We start from the raw sequence: 15,298 nt of genomic DNA on the forward strand, positions 1-15,298 counted from the left end.
AGAGGCAGCCGCAGCGGCCAGGAGAGAGAAGAGAGAGGATGAGTGGGTTCAAACCGGATCATAATTCGGGCCCCAGCGCGAAATGCAGCCGCAACGGCTTGTCCTCCTCGGAGATGGCCACCGCCAGATCCAGCCTGACCTGGCCGATGGGCGTCACCCAGCGCACCCCGACCCCGGTGCCTATCTTCCAGGCCTCGCTGTAGTCCACGGTGGCCGTGCCGCCATCCACGAACAGGGCGCCGAGCCACTTGTCGCTGAAGCGGTAGTTGTACTCCAGGCTGCCCACGCTGGTGTAGCGCCCGCCGGTGAGCTTGCCATCCTCGTCCTTCGGCGAGACCGTCTCATAGCCGTAACCACGTATGGTCTGATCGCCGCCGGTGAAGAAACGCAGGGAGGGTGGCACCAGGGAGAAGTCATCCCCTATGATGGCCCCCTGCTCGACCCGCATCAGGAAACGGTGATCCTCCCCCAGGGTGCGCAGCCACTTGCTGCGCCCCCACACCCGCATGAAGTTGATGTCCGAGCCCCAGTAGGGGCTGGAGAATTCCGTCGTCAGTTGCTGACGATCCCCCCACTCCGGCACCAGGCCGCCGCGCACCCGCAACCGTGACCAGGAGACCCCGGGGATCAGCAGCAGACTGTTCCCCTCGTCGTTGCCCTGCACGTAGCGCTCGTTCTCCAGCCGGATGAAGACGTCCCTGTCCCAGCTCTCCGGCCGCCGCTTCCAGCGGTGCACACCGAAGGTGGCCAGATCGGATCGGGTATCGTTGTTGTCGGTGTACTGGTAGCCGGCCTGCAGGGAGTAGTAGTCCCGCAGCGGGTTGCCGACCGGGATCTGGTAGTCGAAACTGAGCTCCGCCTCCGGGGCCGAGATCTTGGCGGTGCTGGAGAGGCTGTGGCCGTAGCGGTTGACCCAGGGCTTCTCCCAGGTGGCACTCAGGCGCGGCCCCACGTCCGTGGCATAGCCGATACCGGTTTCGATCTCGTGGTCGACCCGGTTCGAGAGGGTCACCTGCACCGGCACCCGATTGCCCTCGGCCTGGCTTATCATGGGCTTGATGTCCACCTGCTTGAACAGCTTGGTGGAGGAGACGTCCTGGGACATCTCGGCCAGCCGGATCGCCAGATAGGGGTCGCCACTCTTGATGTTGATGAGCGGCCGGATGAGGCGCAGGGCCTCCGGCGTCGCATCGTAATTGATCTCGCCGAAGTGATAGCGGGGGCCGGAGCGGAACAGGATATAGATCTCGGCCTTGCCCTGATCCGGGAAGACTTTCACCTGGCTCTTGCTGATCTTGGCGTCAAAATAGCCCCGCGCCAGCCCCAGGCTGCCGAGATCCGCCTTGATGGACTCGTACTTGCCGTGGTTGAGGGGATCCCCCTCCTTCAGGGGCAGCTTGTCCAGCAGCTCGCTGTAGACCTCGTCGCTGCCCGCCTCCCCTTCCAGCAGAATGTCGAGGCGCGAGATGAGCACTGGCTCCCCCCGCGCTATCTCGATCACCACCCTGGCGGGGGATTTCTTGTCGCGAGCGAGGGTGATCTTCGGCTGGTAGTAGCCATAGACCTGCAGGGCTTTCTGCACGCTCTCGGTGATCTTGGCGCGGGCGGGACGATACTGGCGCTCCTGGTAGACCGGCAGGGCATTGAGATAGGCCTCGACGTTATCCTTCTGCTCCCCCTTGATGCCCTTGATCTGATAGGTCAGCTTGGCCGCCATGGCGGGGGTCACCAGCAGCCACAGAGAGAGGGCGAGCAGCAAGGTGCCGAGCCCGGGGCGACGGGTTCGCCCGGGTGAGGTGAACCCGGCAGGCAAAATAGGATGGCATCCTGTCAAACGTCAATTTCCCCGAATAACATAAGTAAAAAACTGTTCGATTTAGAATGATAATGGGGCCCACCCCAGGCGAGCGCGGCTCATCCTAGCATAAGCGCAGTCGCGAAATCCCCCTCTCCCCCGGGGCTGGCATCCTCTTCCGGGGCCGGCTTTCACCGGGAACTGAGAGGGAAAACGGCCCGTCAGCGGGGAAAGTGCGCACTCTCCCGGCAAGGGTCGTACAAAAAAACGGCACCCAGGCCCGATGCCGGCAGCGCCTTCCCGTCGCCGCCCGTGGCACAGCTGCGCTCGCCACGCGACAACCCCTGTCGGACTACCCCGGACCTTGAGACCCAGGATCCCCTGACAGGCTTGACATCACCGTCTGGCGCCCCCATTGCCATATCCTGCTATTGAACAGGAAAATAAGTTTAAATCAACAACTTGAATAGGTGGCACTAAAGCTTCGTTCAATCCAATCGATTTATCCCGCTGCCACTGCCACCTTCCCTGCCCCACACTGATGTCATCAAATCGCAGGAGAGATCCCATGCACTTACGTAGCGAACAACTGGCTGACTACATAGCCGACCGACTCGAATTCGTCACCTTCCTGGCCTGTTGCAGTGCCCTGCTGGCTCTGTTGACCGGCATGAACGGTCAGCAGGCCCTGGCCTTCACCGCCCTCAACCTGCCCTTCGGTCTCGCCCTGCTGCTGGGGCTGGCCATGCTGGCACCGCTGCCGGTCCACTGGCGCCTGCCCGGGATAGCCCTGCTGCTGGTCGGCGGCGCCCTGCTCACCCTGCAGCTCGGCGGCGACTGGCTCAATCCCCTGGCCATCTGGAGCCTCTACGCCCTGCTGGGGCTGGAGATCCTCTGGCAGTCTCGCCCCAGGGCACGTCTGGCGACCCATCCCCGCGGCTGATGTGCCGCCGGCGGGGCTGACGCGCGCGCCGAATTGGAGTACCCTTGCGCCCCCTTTACCCTCGCCGAGGAGCGTTCCGATGAAAAAAGCCTGTGCCCAGCACATCCTGGTCAAGACCGAGAAAGAGTGTCTCGAGATCAAGGAAAAACTCGCCAAGGGTGCCGACTTCGGCCAGATGGCCAAGCGCTTCTCCACCTGCGCCTCCGCCAAGCGCAGCGGCGATCTGGGGGAGTTCTCCAAGGGGGACATGGTCAAGGCCTTTGACGATGCCGTCTTCAAGGGGGAACTCCTGACCGTGCTGGGGCCGGTGCGCACCAAGTTCGGCTTCCACCTCATCAAGGTGCTCTACCGCAACTGAGGGCCCTCCCCGCGCCCCCAGCCCTGACAAGGGCTCGGCCGGCTTCCTGCCCGGCCGACTCCTGGCCACCGCCCTGCCGCCCTGCGCCCAGGGCGGTAAAAAGCGCCAAGATAAAGATAATTTACTAACGTTATCAGGTAATTAAGTTTATCCTTCTGGGCATTGCTCCATCATAACCAGTGGATCCTGCATATGCACAGCTATTTGTGGTGGCCCCTGCTGGCCTGGTTGCTGCCCCTGGGGGGCGCCCTCGGCAGCCGGGCCCATCTCTGGCCCTGGTGGCTCGGTTTCGTCCTCTGCCTCGCGAGCGCCCTGATCAGCCTCTGGCTCCTGCTGCGCCTGCCCTGGCGCTACCGCAGCTCCCCCTGTCTGTGGGCCGATGCCTGGGGCATAGCCCCCCTGCTGCTGCCCCTGCTGTTTGTCGTTCAGGCGCTGCGCTCGCCGCTCACCAACGACGTCAGCACGGATCCCCATCATCCGCCCCGTCTGCTGTGGGCCGAGCAGCTGAGAACGGCTGAGGATCTCCCCGTCAATGCCCCCCCCTTGCAAGTTTTTCCCGGCAACCCCGGTCCTCTCTATACCCGAGCCTCCCCGGCCGAGGTGATCGCCGAAGCGGACGAGCTGATGACGGAGCTCGGCTGGCGGGTGCGCCCGAGCCCGGACGGCCTCGATGCCGTGGTCACCACCGGCTGGTTCGGCTTTGAGGATGACGTGGCGCTGCGGGTCTTCGCCGGGCCGAAAGAGACCCGGGTCGACATGCGCTCCGCCTCCCGTCAGGGGCGCAGCGATCTGGGGGTCAACCGGGCACGGATCCAGAACTTCCTGACCCGGCTCAACGAGCGGCTGGGGGGGGCCTACAAACCCAAGATGCAGAAAATGGAACAAGAGGAATAACATGCGCGTTGAGGTCAAGCCTGATCGGGAATATGCCTGGTTTATCCGCCCCTTTTTCTGGCTGCAGCAACGCAACTACGGTCAGGTGCTGATCCCGGGCAAGTGCTGGGGCCGCTCGCCGCGCCTGTTTGCCGCCGTCGCCACCCTCTACGGCGTCATCAACCGCAAGCGCTCCCCCATAGACCCCGTGCTGCGCTCTCTGGTGACGGTGCGGGTCTCCCAGCTCAACTGGTGCCGCTTCTGCGTCGACATCAACGCCATGACCCTCATCAAGCGCGCCGGCTCCAGCGACAAGGTGGAGGCGCTGGCCCAGTGGCGCCAAAGCCCCCTCTTCGATGAGCGCGAGCGGGCGGTGCTCGACTACACCGAGGCCATGACGGGGCTGGATGGGGTGAGTGACCAGCAGGCCGCGCGGCTCAAGCCCTGGTTCGATGACGATGCCCTGGTGGAGCTCACCGGCCTCATCGCCTTCCAGAACATGTCGGCCAAGTTCAATGCCGCCCTCGACATCGCCCCCCAGGGCTTCTGCCAGTTGCCGGTGCAGCCCGAGCGCCCGGCGCCCTCCGACAGGGACGGCCAATGAGCCGGGGCCGCCTGCTGCTGTTGCTGGTGATGGGATGCCTGATCGGCGCCTTCTTCGCCTTCGATCTCGATGCCTATTTCAGCCTCCCCCGGTTGCAGGCCCACCAGGAGCAAGCCTCGGCCTGGGTGCAGGCGCACTTCGGCCAGGCGGCCCTGCTGTTCACGCTCCTCTACGTGGCAACCACTGCCCTCTCCCTGCCCGGCGCCGCCCTGCTGACCCTGGGAGGCAGCGCCCTGTTCGGCGTCGGCTGGGGGCTGCTGCTGGTCTCCTTTGCCAGCACCCTGGGGGCCACGCTGGCCTTTCTCAGCGCCCGCTTCCTGCTGCGCGACTGGGTGAGCCGCCGCTTCGGCGACAAGCTGGCCACCTTTGAGGCAGGCATGGCGAAGGATGGAGCCTTCTACCTGCTGAGCCTGCGCCTCATCCCCCTCTTCCCCTTCTTCCTGGTCAACCTGCTGATGGGGCTCACCCCCATCAGAGTCAGTACCTACTACTGGGTCAGCCAGCTCGGCATGCTGCCGGGCACCTTCGTCTATGTGCTGGCGGGCAGCGAGCTCGCCACCCTCACCAGCACGGGCAAGATCCTCTCCCCCGGCCTGGTGGCGGCCCTGACCCTGCTCGGCCTGATGCCCTGGCTGATGCGCTGGCTGCAACGCAGGCTCGCCCTGCGCCGCCTGCACGCCCCCTATCACAAACCGGCTCGCTTCGACTACAACCTGCTGGTGATAGGCGCCGGTGCCGGAGGCCTCGTCACCAGCTACATAGCCGCCGCGGTCAAGGCCAGGGTGGCGCTCATAGAGCAGCACAAGATGGGGGGGGATTGTCTCAACACCGGCTGCGTTCCCTCCAAGGCGCTGATCCGAAGCGCCCGCTTCGCCGCTGAACAGCGCAAGGCCGGCGAGCTTGGCTTCAGCCCCGGTCAATCACAGGCCGATTTTGCCGCCGTGATGGCACGGGTGGCGACGGTGATCAAGGAGGTCGAACCCCACGACTCGGTTGAACGCTATCAGGGGCTGGGGGTAGAGTGCATCCAGGGCCGGGCCCGCCTCGTCTCCCCCTGGGAGCTGGAGGTGGACGGCAGACGCCTGAGCAGCCGCCACATCGTCATCGCCACCGGCGCCAGGCCTATGGTGCCCAGGCTGCCGGGTCTCGAGCAGGTGCCCTACCTCACCTCGGACAGCCTCTGGCAGCTGCGCGAACCGCCCCGCCACCTGCTGGTGCTCGGCGGCGGCCCCATCGGCTGCGAGCTGGCTCAGAGCCTGGCCCTGCTCGGCATTCCCGTCACCCTGGTGGAGCTCGCCGATCAACTGCTGCCCCGGGAAGAGCGGGAGGTGGCCGAGGCGCTGGCCGAGCAGATGAGCCGCGACGGCGTGCGGCTGCTCACCGGCTGGCGGGCGGAGCGCGCCGACTACGAGCCCGCGGCCGAGGGCACTCTGCCTGTCCGGCTGCAACTGCGTCGGGGGGAGGAAACGCAACTGGTGGAAGGGGATCAGTTGCTGCTGGCCCTGGGCCGGGTCGCCAACGTGAGCGGCTTCGGGCTCGAAGAGCTGGGGGTGGAGCTGGCCCCCCGTGGCACAGTCAAGGTCGACGGCTTCCTCGCCACCAACTACCCCAGCATACTGGCGGTGGGAGACGTAGCAGGCCCTTATCAGTTCACCCACTTCGCCGCCCATCAGGCCTGGTATGCGGCGGTCAACGCCCTCTTTGGCCAGTTCAGGCGCATCAAGGCGGACTATCGCGTGATCCCGGCGGCCACCTACACCAGCCCCGAGATTGCCCGGGTCGGCCTCAACCGCAAGGAGGCAGAGGCCCAAGGCATTCCCTTCGAGGTGACCCGCTTCGAGCTGGCCGAGCTGGATCGCGCCATCGCCGACGGGGAGCGCCACGGCTTTATCGAGGTGCTGACGGTGCCGGGCAAGGATAAAATCCTTGGCGCCACCATAGTGGGCACTCACGCCGGCGAGCGGATCGCCGAGTTTGTGCTCGCCATGCGCCACCGCCTGGGGCTTGGCAAGATCCTGGGCACCATCCACACCTATCCCACCCTGATGGAGGGGAACAAGTATCTGGCTGGCGAGTGGAAGCGGGCCCACCAGCCCACCCGCCTGCTGGCCCTGCTGGCCCGTTATCACAGTTGGCGCCGCGGCGCCTGAGCCCACGAGACCCTCACCATGTTCAAGACCCGAGTTCGCGCCCTGCTCCGTCCCCTGCTCGCCGCCCCCCTGCTGCTGGCGACCCAGCTCCACGCCGCCGAGACCACCTGGCAACAGACCCTCGCAGAGGCGAAGGGCCAGCGCGTCTATTTCAATGCCTGGGGCGGCAGCCCGGAGATCAACGCCTACCTGGGGTGGGCGGGTCAGGAGATTGAGCGCCAGTACGGGGTCACCCTGGTGCAGGTGAAGGTGGATGACATAGCCCAGAGCGTCAGCCAGCTGCTGGCCAGCAAGCAGGCGGGCAAGACGTCGGGCGGCCCCATCGACCTGCTCTGGGTCAACGGGGAGAACTTCAAGGCCCTCAAGGAGCAGGGGCTGCTGGGGGCCCCATTCACCCAGGATCTGCCGAACATGGCACTGGTGGACACCAAGCTGCCGGTGCACGAGGACTTCACCCTGCCGGTCGCCGGGCTAGAGGCCCCCTGGGGCATAGGCCAGCTCAATCTGATGGTCGACACGGAGGAAGTCACCACAGCGCCCACCTCGGCGGCCGAGCTGCTCGCCTGGGCCAAAGCCAATCCTGGCCGCTTCACCTACCCCAAGCCGCCCCAGTTTCATGGCTCGAGCTTCCTCAAGCAGATCTTGCTGGAGCTGACGCCGGACCCAAAGCCCCTCTATCGGGAGGCGAGCGACGCCGACTTTGCCCGCCTCACGGCCCCGCTCTGGGGCTGGCTCGATCAGCTGCACCCCGTGCTCTGGCGCAAGGGCAAGCTGTTCCCCACCAGCGCCGCCGAGACCAAACAGTTGCTCGATGACGGCGAGCTGGCCATGGCCATCAGCTTCAACCCTGGCGAGGCCCAAAGTTCGGTGCAAAACGGCACCCTGCCCCCTGCGGTGAGGGCCGTTGCCATGGCCAAGGGAGCCCTGACCAACAGCCACTTCCTCGCCATCCCCTTCAACGCCAGCGCCCGGGCCGGTGCCAAGGTGGTGGCCAACTTCCTGCTGAGCCCCACCGCCCAGGCCCGCAAGGCGGATCCCGCGTTCTGGGGCGACCCCAGCGTGCTGCGCCAGGATGCCCTGCCGGGGAACCGTCAGCCGGCCCTGCGCTTCAAGGCGGTGGCCGAACCCCATCCCAGCTGGCAGACCCGGCTGGAAGCGGCCTGGGCCGAACGCTACGGCCACTAGACCATGAGCATCCGGCCCTGGCGCCTCCTCTTTCTCCTGCTATGCGCCCTGTCGCTGGCCGCGCCTGTCGCCGGCGGTCTGCTGCTCCTGCTGCTTGAAGGCCTGGCCAAAGGCCATGTCAGCCTGCTGCTCGCCCAGCCCGGGCTCTGGCACTCGCTGGGTCTGAGCCTCTGGGTGGCGGGGGCCTCCACCCTGGGGGCCCTGCTCTTCACCGCCCTGCTGCTCGCCCGGGGCGAGGGGCGACCCTGGATGCGCGGGTTGCGCCGCCTGCTCTCCCCCCTGCTGGCCCTGCCCCACGTCGCCTTCGCCATCGGCGTGGCCTTCCTGCTCGCCCCCTCCGGCTGGTTGCTGCGCCTGATCTCCCCCGCCCTCACCGGCTTTGACTTGCCCCCCGACTGGCAGACCCTGAGAGATCCCTGGGGGCTCGGCCTCATTCTGGCGCTCATCCTGAAAGAGACCCCCTTTCTGCTGCTGATGGCGCTCTCGGCCCTCGACCCCGCCCGAGTCAGCCGCCAGCAGTGGCTTGGGCAAACCATGGGCTTCAGCGGGCCGCAGATCTGGTGGCGTCTGCTGCTGCCCGCGCTCTGGCCCGCCCTGCGCCTGCCCCTCTATGCGGTGGCGGCCTATGGCCTGGGGGTGGTGGATCTCGCCCTGCTGCTGGGACCAGATGCCCCTGCCCCACTGGCGGTGCGGCTCTGGCTCTGGTATCAGGACCCGGACCTCCAGTGGCGCGGGGCCAGCGCCAGCGGCGCCCTGCTGCTGCTGGCGCTCAACCTCTTGCTGCTCGCCGCCCTGCGGCTGCTGGAGTGGAGCCACGGGGCGCTTGGCAAGGCCCAGTGGCTGGACGGCAGGCGCAGCCTCCCCTCGCCCTGGCCCGAGCGCCTCACCCGGGCAGGTGTCTGGGTCCTGCTCGCCATCAACCTGCTGGTGCTGGCCTCCCTGCTGCTCTGGTCCCTGGCCCGGCGCTGGTCCTTCCCCGCGCTCTGGCCCAGCGAATGGAGCGGCCGCCACTGGCTGGAGCTGCTGCCCACCCTGTGGCCCCTGCTGTGGCAGAGCCTGTGGCTGGCCCTGCTCTGCGCCGGCCTCTCGCTGCTGCTGGCGGTGCTCGCCCTGGAGGCCCAGCAGGGCCGACGTCCCCACCACAGCCAGTGGCCGCTCTGGCTCATCTGCCTGCCGCTGCTGCTGCCCCAGGCCAGCCTGCTGTTCGGACTGCGCCTGCAGATCGACTGGCTCGGCGGCGTCGACGGCATAGGACCGGGCTGGGTGCTGTGGAGCCAGCTGCTGTTCGTCTTCCCTTACGTCTATCTCTGCCTGCACGGCCCCTATCGCCAGTTCGACGATCGCCTCACCCGGGCGGCACTCTCCCTCGGGGCCAGCCCCTGGCGCGCCTGGTGGCAGGTGAAGGGGCCGCTGCTGGCGCGGCCGCTGCTGTTCGCCTTCGGGGTAGGGGCGGCGGTGAGCCTGGCCCAATACCTGCCCACCCTGCTGTTTGGCGCGGGCCGCGTGATCACCATCACCACAGAGGCGGTGGCCATAGGCAGCGGCCTCAACCGGCGACTGGCTGGCCTCTATGGCCTGCTGCAACTGCTGTTGCCACTCTTCATCTACGGCCTGGTGCTCTGGCTGCCCCGCCGTATCAACCCCGCACTGAGGCATTGATCATGCTGCATACCACCGAGCTCACCCTCTACCTGGATGACCAGCCCCTGCTGACGCTGCCCCCCCTGACGGTGGCCCCCGGCGAGGTGCTGACCCTGATGGGTCCGAGTGGCTGCGGCAAGAGCTCCCTGCTGGCGGCCCTCGCGGGGGTGCTCCCCCCTGGGCCCATCCGGCTGGTGGGGGAGATAGGGCTCGGCGAGCGGCTGCTCACCCCCCTGGCGCCTCAGGCGCGGCGCATCGGCATGCTGTTTCAGGACGATCTGCTGTTTGCCCATCTGACGGTGGCAGAGAACCTGATGTTCGGCATGCCGGCTCATCTCGGGGGGATGGGGGCGAGACGGGCCCGCGCCCTCGAGGCGCTGGCAGAGGTGGGGCTGGAGGGGCAGGCGGACAAGCTGCCGGGCCAGCTCTCCGGCGGTCAGAAGGCGCGCGTCAGCCTGCTGCGGGCCCTGCTGGCAGAGCCAGAGGCCCTGCTGCTGGACGAGCCCTTCTCCCGGCTGGACAAGCCGCTGCGCGCGGCCTTCAGAACCCTGGTGTTCGAGCGGCTCAAGGCGCTCGGCATACCCGCCCTGCTGGTCACCCACGACGAGGAGGATGCCCCCGGGGCTATCCTGACACTCACCACTCCCTGCTTGACCAAAGAGGACACCGACCTTGTTTGATCGCCACCTGATCCCCCTCATTCGCCGCCCCCTCCAGCTGCTGGCCGCCCCCCTGTGCCGGGCCGGGATCAGTGCCAACCAGATAAGCCTCACCGGCTTTGCCGTCGGCATGCTGGCCTTGCCGCTGCTGGCACTGGGCTGGCACGGCTGGGCCCTCGCCGCCATCCTGTTCAACCGGCTGCTGGACGGCCTGGATGGGGCCGTGGCGCGCCAGACGGGGATCACCGACTGCGGCGGCTTCCTCGACATCAGCCTCGACTTCATCTTCTATGCCGCCGTGGTGCTGGGCTTTGCCCTCGGTGCCCCCGCCAACGCCCTGCCCGCCGCCACCCTGCTGTTCGCCTTCATGGGCACGGGCTCGAGCTTTCTCGCCTTTGCCATCATGGCGGGCAAGCGCGGCATCGAGAATCCGGTCTACCACCACAAGTCCCTCTACTACCTGGGCGGCCTCACCGAGGGGAGCGAGACCATAGCCCTGTTCGTGCTGATGTGCCTGTGGCCCGCCTCCTTCGCCCCGCTCGCCTATGGCTTTGCCCTGCTCTGCGCCATCACCACCCTGACCCGGCTCTGGAGCGGCTACCACACCCTGCGGTGAGAGGAGAGGGGCCTGTCGGCGAATTCAGCGGCTGATGAATATGGGCCCCAGGCCCTGCACTGAGCACTTGCGCATGGACGCCAATGTTTTACCATGACGACACTCTTTTTCAGGCTCACGAGAACCATATGCGTCGCCTTCTCCTCACCCTCTCCCTGTTCCCTCTGCTGTATGGCTGCAGCAGCACACCGGCCCCCAAGCCCGTGGTCAAGCCGCAGCCCCAGAGCGCCTTCATCAATCAGACGCCGCCGAGCAAACCTTTCTACCAGCAGGGGGTCAGCAAGGGAGACTTCGCCAACCGCAGCAACGTGGATCAGTTCGTGCAGCGCATGGTCGACAAGCACGGCTTCAACGGCGCCGAGCTGCACAGGGTGCTGGCCCAGGCCGAGCGCTACGACTGGATCATCCGGCTGATGGACGCCCAGGCGCCCACCACCACGCCCCCCACAGGGCCGACCGGCGCCTGGAATCGCTACCGCGCCAAGTTCATCACCCCGGACAATGTGCAAAACGGCGTCAGCTTCTGGCGTGAGTACGAGAGCGAGCTCAATCGGGCGCAGCAGATCTACGGGGTGCCCCCCGAGATCATCGTCGGCATCATAGGGGTGGAGACCCGCTGGGGCCGGGTGATGGGCAAGACCCGCATCCTGGATGCCCTGGCGACCCTGGCGTTCGACTATCCGCGCCGGGCGACCTTCTTCACCGGCGAGCTGGAGGCCTTCCTGGTGATGACCCGGGATGAGGGCATGGATCCCACCGAACCCAAGGGCTCCTACGCCGGCGCCATGGGCTATGGCCAGTTCATGCCGTCGAGCTTCCGCAGCTATGCGGTGGACTTCAACGGCAATGGCCACACCAATCTGTGGGATCCGGTGGATGCCATCGGCAGCGTGGCCAACTACTTCAAGGCACATGGCTGGGAGAAGGGGCAACCGGTGGCGGTGCGCGGTCAGGGCCAGCTGCCCGGCTATGAGCACGGCTTCCAGACCCGCTACCCGGTCGCCACCCTGCGCGGGGCAGGGCTGGCCCCCACAGCGTCGCTCGGCAACCACAAGGAGGCGAGTCTGCTGCGCCTGGACGTGGGCACCGGCTATCAGTACTGGTACGGCCTGCCGAACTTCTACGCCATCACCCGCTACAACCACAGCACCCACTACGCCATGGCGGTGTGGCAGCTGGGTCTGGCGGTCAGGGATGCCAGAGGCGGCTACTGAGCCAGCCCCACCCTACGAAAACGGGCCCATCGGGCCCGTTTTGCTATTCGTTTTCCAGCAGCCAGCGCTTGAGCAGAGCGGCCAGTTGCCCCTGCTCCTCGTCCGTCAGCGGGGCCAGCAGGCGTCGCTCGTTCGCCACGTGGCGCTCCACCGCCTGGTCGACCAGCTCCCGCCCCGGCTCCGTCAGGCAGACCAAGAGGCTTCGCCTGTCATCGGGGGAGGCTTCACGTCTTATCAGGCCGCGTTGCTCCAGCTTGTCGAGCCTGGCCGTCATGGCCCCCGAGCTCAGCATGGCGGACTGGTAGAGGGCGGTCGGGGTCAGCGGCTCGCCGGCCCGGCGCAGGGTCGCCAGGATGTCGAAGTCTGAGCCCAGCAGGCCGCACCCCTTGAGCTCTTCACTCACCTCGCGCCCGGCGATGGCCGCCATGCGCGCCACCCGCCCCAGCACCCCCATGGGGGAGCAGTCGAGATCCGGTCGCTGCCGCGCCCACTGGGCCAGCAGCAGGTCTACATGATCACTATCCATTCCGGCTCCATTATCTTTTCGAAAAGATACTTGATAATAAACTAACTCGCGGCTAGTTTATCTTTACTTGAAGATACTTTATTGCGAGACAACCATGCCACTGCTGATTGCCCTGCTCGCCCCCCTGCTCTGGGGCAGTACCTATGCCGTCGTCAGTCTCTATCTGACCGACTACTCCCCCTACTGGGTGGCCGTGTGGCGGGCGCTGCCGGCCGGCATACTGCTGTTGCTGCTCCACCCCCGCCGGCCGCCCCTCACCTGGAACCGGCAGTTCCTGCTGGCGTTTTGCAACATCACCGCCTTCTTCGCCCTGCTGTTCGTGGCGGCCTATCGCCTGCCGGGGGCGGTGGCGGGCACCCTGGGCGCCACCCTGCCCCTCATTCTGATGGGGCTGGCCTGGTGGCAGGACGGCAAGCGACCCAGCCTGAAGTGGCTGCTGCTGGGACTGATGGGGCTCGCGGGTGTGCTCCTGCTGCTCAACCCCTCCGCCAACCTGGATCCCGTCGGCGTGGCGTGCGCCCTGCTGGCCACCCTGCTCATCGGCCAGTCCAGCCGCTGGATGCAGCGCTGGCCGGTGAGCGATCTGCTGGCGCTGACCGCCTGGCAACTGCTGCTCGGGGGCCTGATGCTGATCCCGCTCGCCTGGTGGCTGGCGGGCCCCATGCCGCTGCCGCAGCCGGCGAGTGCCCCTGGGCTCATCTGGCTTATTCTGCTCAACACTGCGCTGGCCTACTGGGCCTGGCTGTGGGGGCTCAAACGCCATGGTCCCGAGGTGATGGGCATGCTGGCCCTCACCAACCCCATGGTGGCGGTCTCCTTCGGCGTGCTGCTGGTGGGAGAGACCCTGGACGGCCGCCAGTGGCTCGGCATCGCGGTGATCCTGCTCTCCCTGTTCCTGATGAAACTGCCGACCCGGCCTCTCTTCAAGGGCGGGCAGGCTGCCAAGGCTTGCCCCGACCAGCCGGGGAATGGCTGATCGGGCACCAGAACCTCACCAGGCACACAGCAAAAAGGAGCCGATATGGCTCCTTTTTATGCGCTTCAAAAACTTGCCTCAGCCTCAGACGCCGGCCTTGGCCAGGGCCGCGGAGACGATCTGCTGGGCCTCCTGCTGAATCAGGTCCAGGTGCGCCTCGCCCTTGAAGCTCTCCATGTAGATCTTGTAGATGGACTCGGTGCCCGAGGGGCGCGCCGCGAACCAGCCATTCTCGGTCACTACCTTGAGGCCGCCGATGGCGGCGTCATTGCCGGGGGCCTTGGTCAGCTTGGCAAGGATGGGCTCGCCGGCCAGGGTCGAGGCTTCCACCAGCGCCGGATCCAGCTTGGAGAGCACCGCCTTCTGGGCGCTGTTGGCGGGAGCGTCGATGCGGCGGTAGCTGGAGCGACCGAACTTGGCCTCCAGGGCGTCGTAATGCGCCTGAGGATCCTTGCCGGTCACGGCCAGGATCTCGGCGGCCAGCAGCGCCAGGATGAAGCCATCCTTGTCGGTGGTCCAGACGCTGCCGTCCTTGCGCAGGAAGGAGGCGCCCGCGCTCTCCTCGCCGCCGAAGCCAAACTCGCCGCTGTAGAGGCCATCCACGAACCACTTGAAGCCGACCGGCACCTCTTTCAGGGTGCGGCCGATCTCGCCGGCGACCCGGTCGATCATGGACGAGGAGACCAGCGTCTTGCCGACGGCCGCCGTCTTGGGCCAGCCGGTTCTGTGGGTGAACAGATACTGGATGGCCACCGCCAGATAGTGGTTCGGGTTCATCAGACCCGCCTTGGTGACGATGCCGTGACGGTCGTAGTCAGGGTCGTTGCCAAGGGCGATGTCGAACTTGTCTTTCAGGGCAATCAGGCCCGCCATGGCGAAGGGGCTGGAGCAGTCCATCCGGATCTTGCCGTCCTTGTCCAGGGTCATGAAGGAGAAGGTCGGGTCGACCTTGTAGTTCACCACCTCTATGTCCAGATCGTAGCGCTTGGCGATCACGTCCCAATAGGCGACGCCTGAGCCCCCCAGCGGATCCACACCGATCTTGATGCCGGCGCGCTTGATGGCGGCCAGGTCCAGCACGTTCTCGAGATCGTCCACATAGGGGGTGACATAGTCGTGCTCGACCACGAACTCACTGGCCAGGGCCTCGGCGAACGGCATCCGCTTCACGCCGGCCAGACCGGCTTCCAGAATGGCGTTGGCGCGCTCTTCCACCCACTTGGTGATCTCCCCTTCGGCAGGGCCGCCGTGGGGGGGGTTGTACTTGAAGCCACCGTCTTCCGGCGGGTTGTGGGACGGGGTGATCACCACGCCGTCCGCCAGGGCCGCCGGCTTGCCTGCGTTGTGGCGCAGGATGGCGTGGGAGATGACCGGGGTCGGCGTGAAGCCGAGGCCTGCCTGAATGCGGGTCTCGACGCCATTGGCCGCCAGCACTTCTACCGCGCTGGAGAAGGCGGATTCAGAGAGGGCGTGCGTGTCCATGCCCACAAACAGCGGGCCCTGGATGCCAGCCTGCTGGCGATACTCCACCAGCGCCTGGGTCACCGCCAGGATATGGGATTCGGTGAAGGCGTTGTGCAGGGCGCTGCCGCGGTGGCCGGAGGTGCCAAAGGCTACCCGCTGCTCGGGGCGGCTCATGTCCGGCTTGTTGAGGTAGTAGGCGCTGACCAGACGGGGAATGTTGGTCAGATCGCTTAAACGGGCCGGCTGACCGGCGTGGGGATGCTGTGCCATGGCGTTTTCCTTGAGCAGAAGCCT

General features: G+C 66.6%; 14 protein-coding genes. 11 read left to right on the top strand and 3 right to left on the bottom strand.

Features of this window, described 5'->3' with window-relative positions; translation table 11 throughout:
- Nucleotides 1-58: 58 nt before the first annotated feature.
- Nucleotides 59-1,834, bottom strand: coding sequence for an autotransporter assembly complex protein TamA (tamA, locus tag AC1IN8_RS04295; protein WP_139436419.1), 1,776 nt, complete (start codon nucleotides 1,832-1,834; stop codon nucleotides 59-61).
- 529 nt (nucleotides 1,835-2,363) lie between these two features.
- Here tamA and AC1IN8_RS04300 point away from each other — a divergent pair.
- The 10 genes from AC1IN8_RS04300 (at nucleotide 2,364) to mltB (ending at nucleotide 12,038) form a co-directional block, all read left to right on the top strand.
- Nucleotides 2,364-2,738: a hypothetical protein gene (locus tag AC1IN8_RS04300; protein ID WP_139436421.1), complete on the top strand. Its 375-nt coding sequence runs from the start codon at nucleotides 2,364-2,366 to the stop codon at nucleotides 2,736-2,738.
- A 79-nt stretch (nucleotides 2,739-2,817) separates the two neighbouring features.
- A complete protein-coding gene (locus AC1IN8_RS04305) occupies nucleotides 2,818-3,096 on the top strand; it encodes a peptidylprolyl isomerase (protein WP_042650241.1) in 279 nt (92 codons plus the stop codon).
- Between the two features lie 192 nt (nucleotides 3,097-3,288).
- A complete protein-coding gene (locus AC1IN8_RS04310) occupies nucleotides 3,289-3,990 on the top strand; it encodes a DUF1499 domain-containing protein (RefSeq protein WP_479758171.1) in 702 nt (233 codons plus the stop codon).
- A gap of 1 nt (nucleotide 3,991) precedes the next feature.
- A complete protein-coding gene (locus AC1IN8_RS04315) occupies nucleotides 3,992-4,573 on the top strand; it encodes a carboxymuconolactone decarboxylase family protein (protein ID WP_139436425.1) in 582 nt (193 codons plus the stop codon).
- Entirely contained in the window at nucleotides 4,570-6,723 is a 2,154-nt protein-coding gene (locus tag AC1IN8_RS04320; protein ID WP_479758172.1) for an FAD-dependent oxidoreductase, read from the top strand. Before AC1IN8_RS04315 ends, AC1IN8_RS04320 begins: the two co-directional genes overlap by 4 nt.
- Before the next feature lie 18 nt (nucleotides 6,724-6,741).
- Complete coding sequence (locus AC1IN8_RS04325) at nucleotides 6,742-7,908, top strand: ABC transporter substrate-binding protein (RefSeq protein WP_479758173.1); 1,167 nt, start codon at nucleotides 6,742-6,744, stop codon at nucleotides 7,906-7,908.
- Between the two features lie 3 nt (nucleotides 7,909-7,911).
- Entirely contained in the window at nucleotides 7,912-9,567 is a 1,656-nt protein-coding gene (locus tag AC1IN8_RS04330) for an ABC transporter permease (protein ID WP_479758174.1), read from the top strand.
- Between the two features lie 2 nt (nucleotides 9,568-9,569).
- Nucleotides 9,570-10,229: an ATP-binding cassette domain-containing protein gene (locus AC1IN8_RS04335; protein ID WP_479758175.1), complete on the top strand. Its 660-nt coding sequence runs from the start codon at nucleotides 9,570-9,572 to the stop codon at nucleotides 10,227-10,229.
- The gene (locus AC1IN8_RS04340; protein WP_479758176.1) at nucleotides 10,222-10,824 is read left to right on the top strand and encodes a CDP-alcohol phosphatidyltransferase family protein; all 603 of its coding nucleotides are present in this window, start codon (nucleotides 10,222-10,224) and stop codon (nucleotides 10,822-10,824) included. The genes AC1IN8_RS04335 and AC1IN8_RS04340 overlap by 8 nt, the downstream gene beginning before the upstream one ends.
- 128 nt (nucleotides 10,825-10,952) lie before the next feature.
- Nucleotides 10,953-12,038: a lytic murein transglycosylase B gene (mltB, locus tag AC1IN8_RS04345; RefSeq protein ID WP_139436436.1), complete on the top strand. Its 1,086-nt coding sequence runs from the start codon at nucleotides 10,953-10,955 to the stop codon at nucleotides 12,036-12,038.
- A gap of 43 nt (nucleotides 12,039-12,081) precedes the next feature.
- Here the strand turns inward: mltB and AC1IN8_RS04350 are convergent, their stop codons facing one another.
- Complete coding sequence (locus AC1IN8_RS04350; RefSeq protein WP_319917737.1) at nucleotides 12,082-12,564, bottom strand: MarR family winged helix-turn-helix transcriptional regulator; 483 nt, start codon at nucleotides 12,562-12,564, stop codon at nucleotides 12,082-12,084.
- A 94-nt stretch (nucleotides 12,565-12,658) separates the two neighbouring features.
- Between AC1IN8_RS04350 and AC1IN8_RS04355 the strand changes: the two genes are divergently transcribed.
- Complete coding sequence (locus tag AC1IN8_RS04355; RefSeq protein WP_268421446.1) at nucleotides 12,659-13,540, top strand: DMT family transporter; 882 nt, start codon at nucleotides 12,659-12,661, stop codon at nucleotides 13,538-13,540.
- An 84-nt stretch (nucleotides 13,541-13,624) separates the two neighbouring features.
- Here AC1IN8_RS04355 and pgm read toward each other — a convergent pair whose 3' ends face one another.
- Nucleotides 13,625-15,274, bottom strand: coding sequence for a phosphoglucomutase (alpha-D-glucose-1,6-bisphosphate-dependent) (gene pgm, locus AC1IN8_RS04360; protein ID WP_479758177.1), 1,650 nt, complete (start codon nucleotides 15,272-15,274; stop codon nucleotides 13,625-13,627).
- Nucleotides 15,275-15,298 lie beyond the last annotated feature (24 nt).

The sequence above is a fragment of the Aeromonas sp. 130281 genome (assembly GCF_056642115.1).

Bases quoted from the DNA above. Each gene is read 5' to 3' on its own strand.
- AC1IN8_RS04305 (WP_042650241.1), top strand. From the start codon at position 2,818: ATGAAAAAAGCCTGTGCCCAGCACATCCTGGTCAAGACCGAGAAAGAG.
- AC1IN8_RS04335 (WP_479758175.1), top strand. From the start codon at position 9,570: ATGCTGCATACCACCGAGCTCACCCTCTACCTGGATGACCAGCCCCTG.
- AC1IN8_RS04310 (WP_479758171.1), top strand. From the start codon at position 3,289: ATGCACAGCTATTTGTGGTGGCCCCTGCTGGCCTGGTTGCTGCCCCTG.
- AC1IN8_RS04315 (WP_139436425.1), top strand. From the start codon at position 3,992: ATGCGCGTTGAGGTCAAGCCTGATCGGGAATATGCCTGGTTTATCCGC.
- AC1IN8_RS04320 (WP_479758172.1), top strand. From the start codon at position 4,570: ATGAGCCGGGGCCGCCTGCTGCTGTTGCTGGTGATGGGATGCCTGATC.
- AC1IN8_RS04300 (WP_139436421.1), top strand. From the start codon at position 2,364: ATGCACTTACGTAGCGAACAACTGGCTGACTACATAGCCGACCGACTC.
- AC1IN8_RS04330 (WP_479758174.1), top strand. From the start codon at position 7,912: ATGAGCATCCGGCCCTGGCGCCTCCTCTTTCTCCTGCTATGCGCCCTG.
- AC1IN8_RS04325 (WP_479758173.1), top strand. From the start codon at position 6,742: ATGTTCAAGACCCGAGTTCGCGCCCTGCTCCGTCCCCTGCTCGCCGCC.
- AC1IN8_RS04355 (WP_268421446.1), top strand. From the start codon at position 12,659: ATGCCACTGCTGATTGCCCTGCTCGCCCCCCTGCTCTGGGGCAGTACC.
- AC1IN8_RS04350 (WP_319917737.1), bottom strand. From the start codon at position 12,564: ATGGATAGTGATCATGTAGACCTGCTGCTGGCCCAGTGGGCGCGGCAG.
- pgm (WP_479758177.1), bottom strand. From the start codon at position 15,274: ATGGCACAGCATCCCCACGCCGGTCAGCCGGCCCGTTTAAGCGATCTG.
- mltB (WP_139436436.1), top strand. From the start codon at position 10,953: ATGCGTCGCCTTCTCCTCACCCTCTCCCTGTTCCCTCTGCTGTATGGC.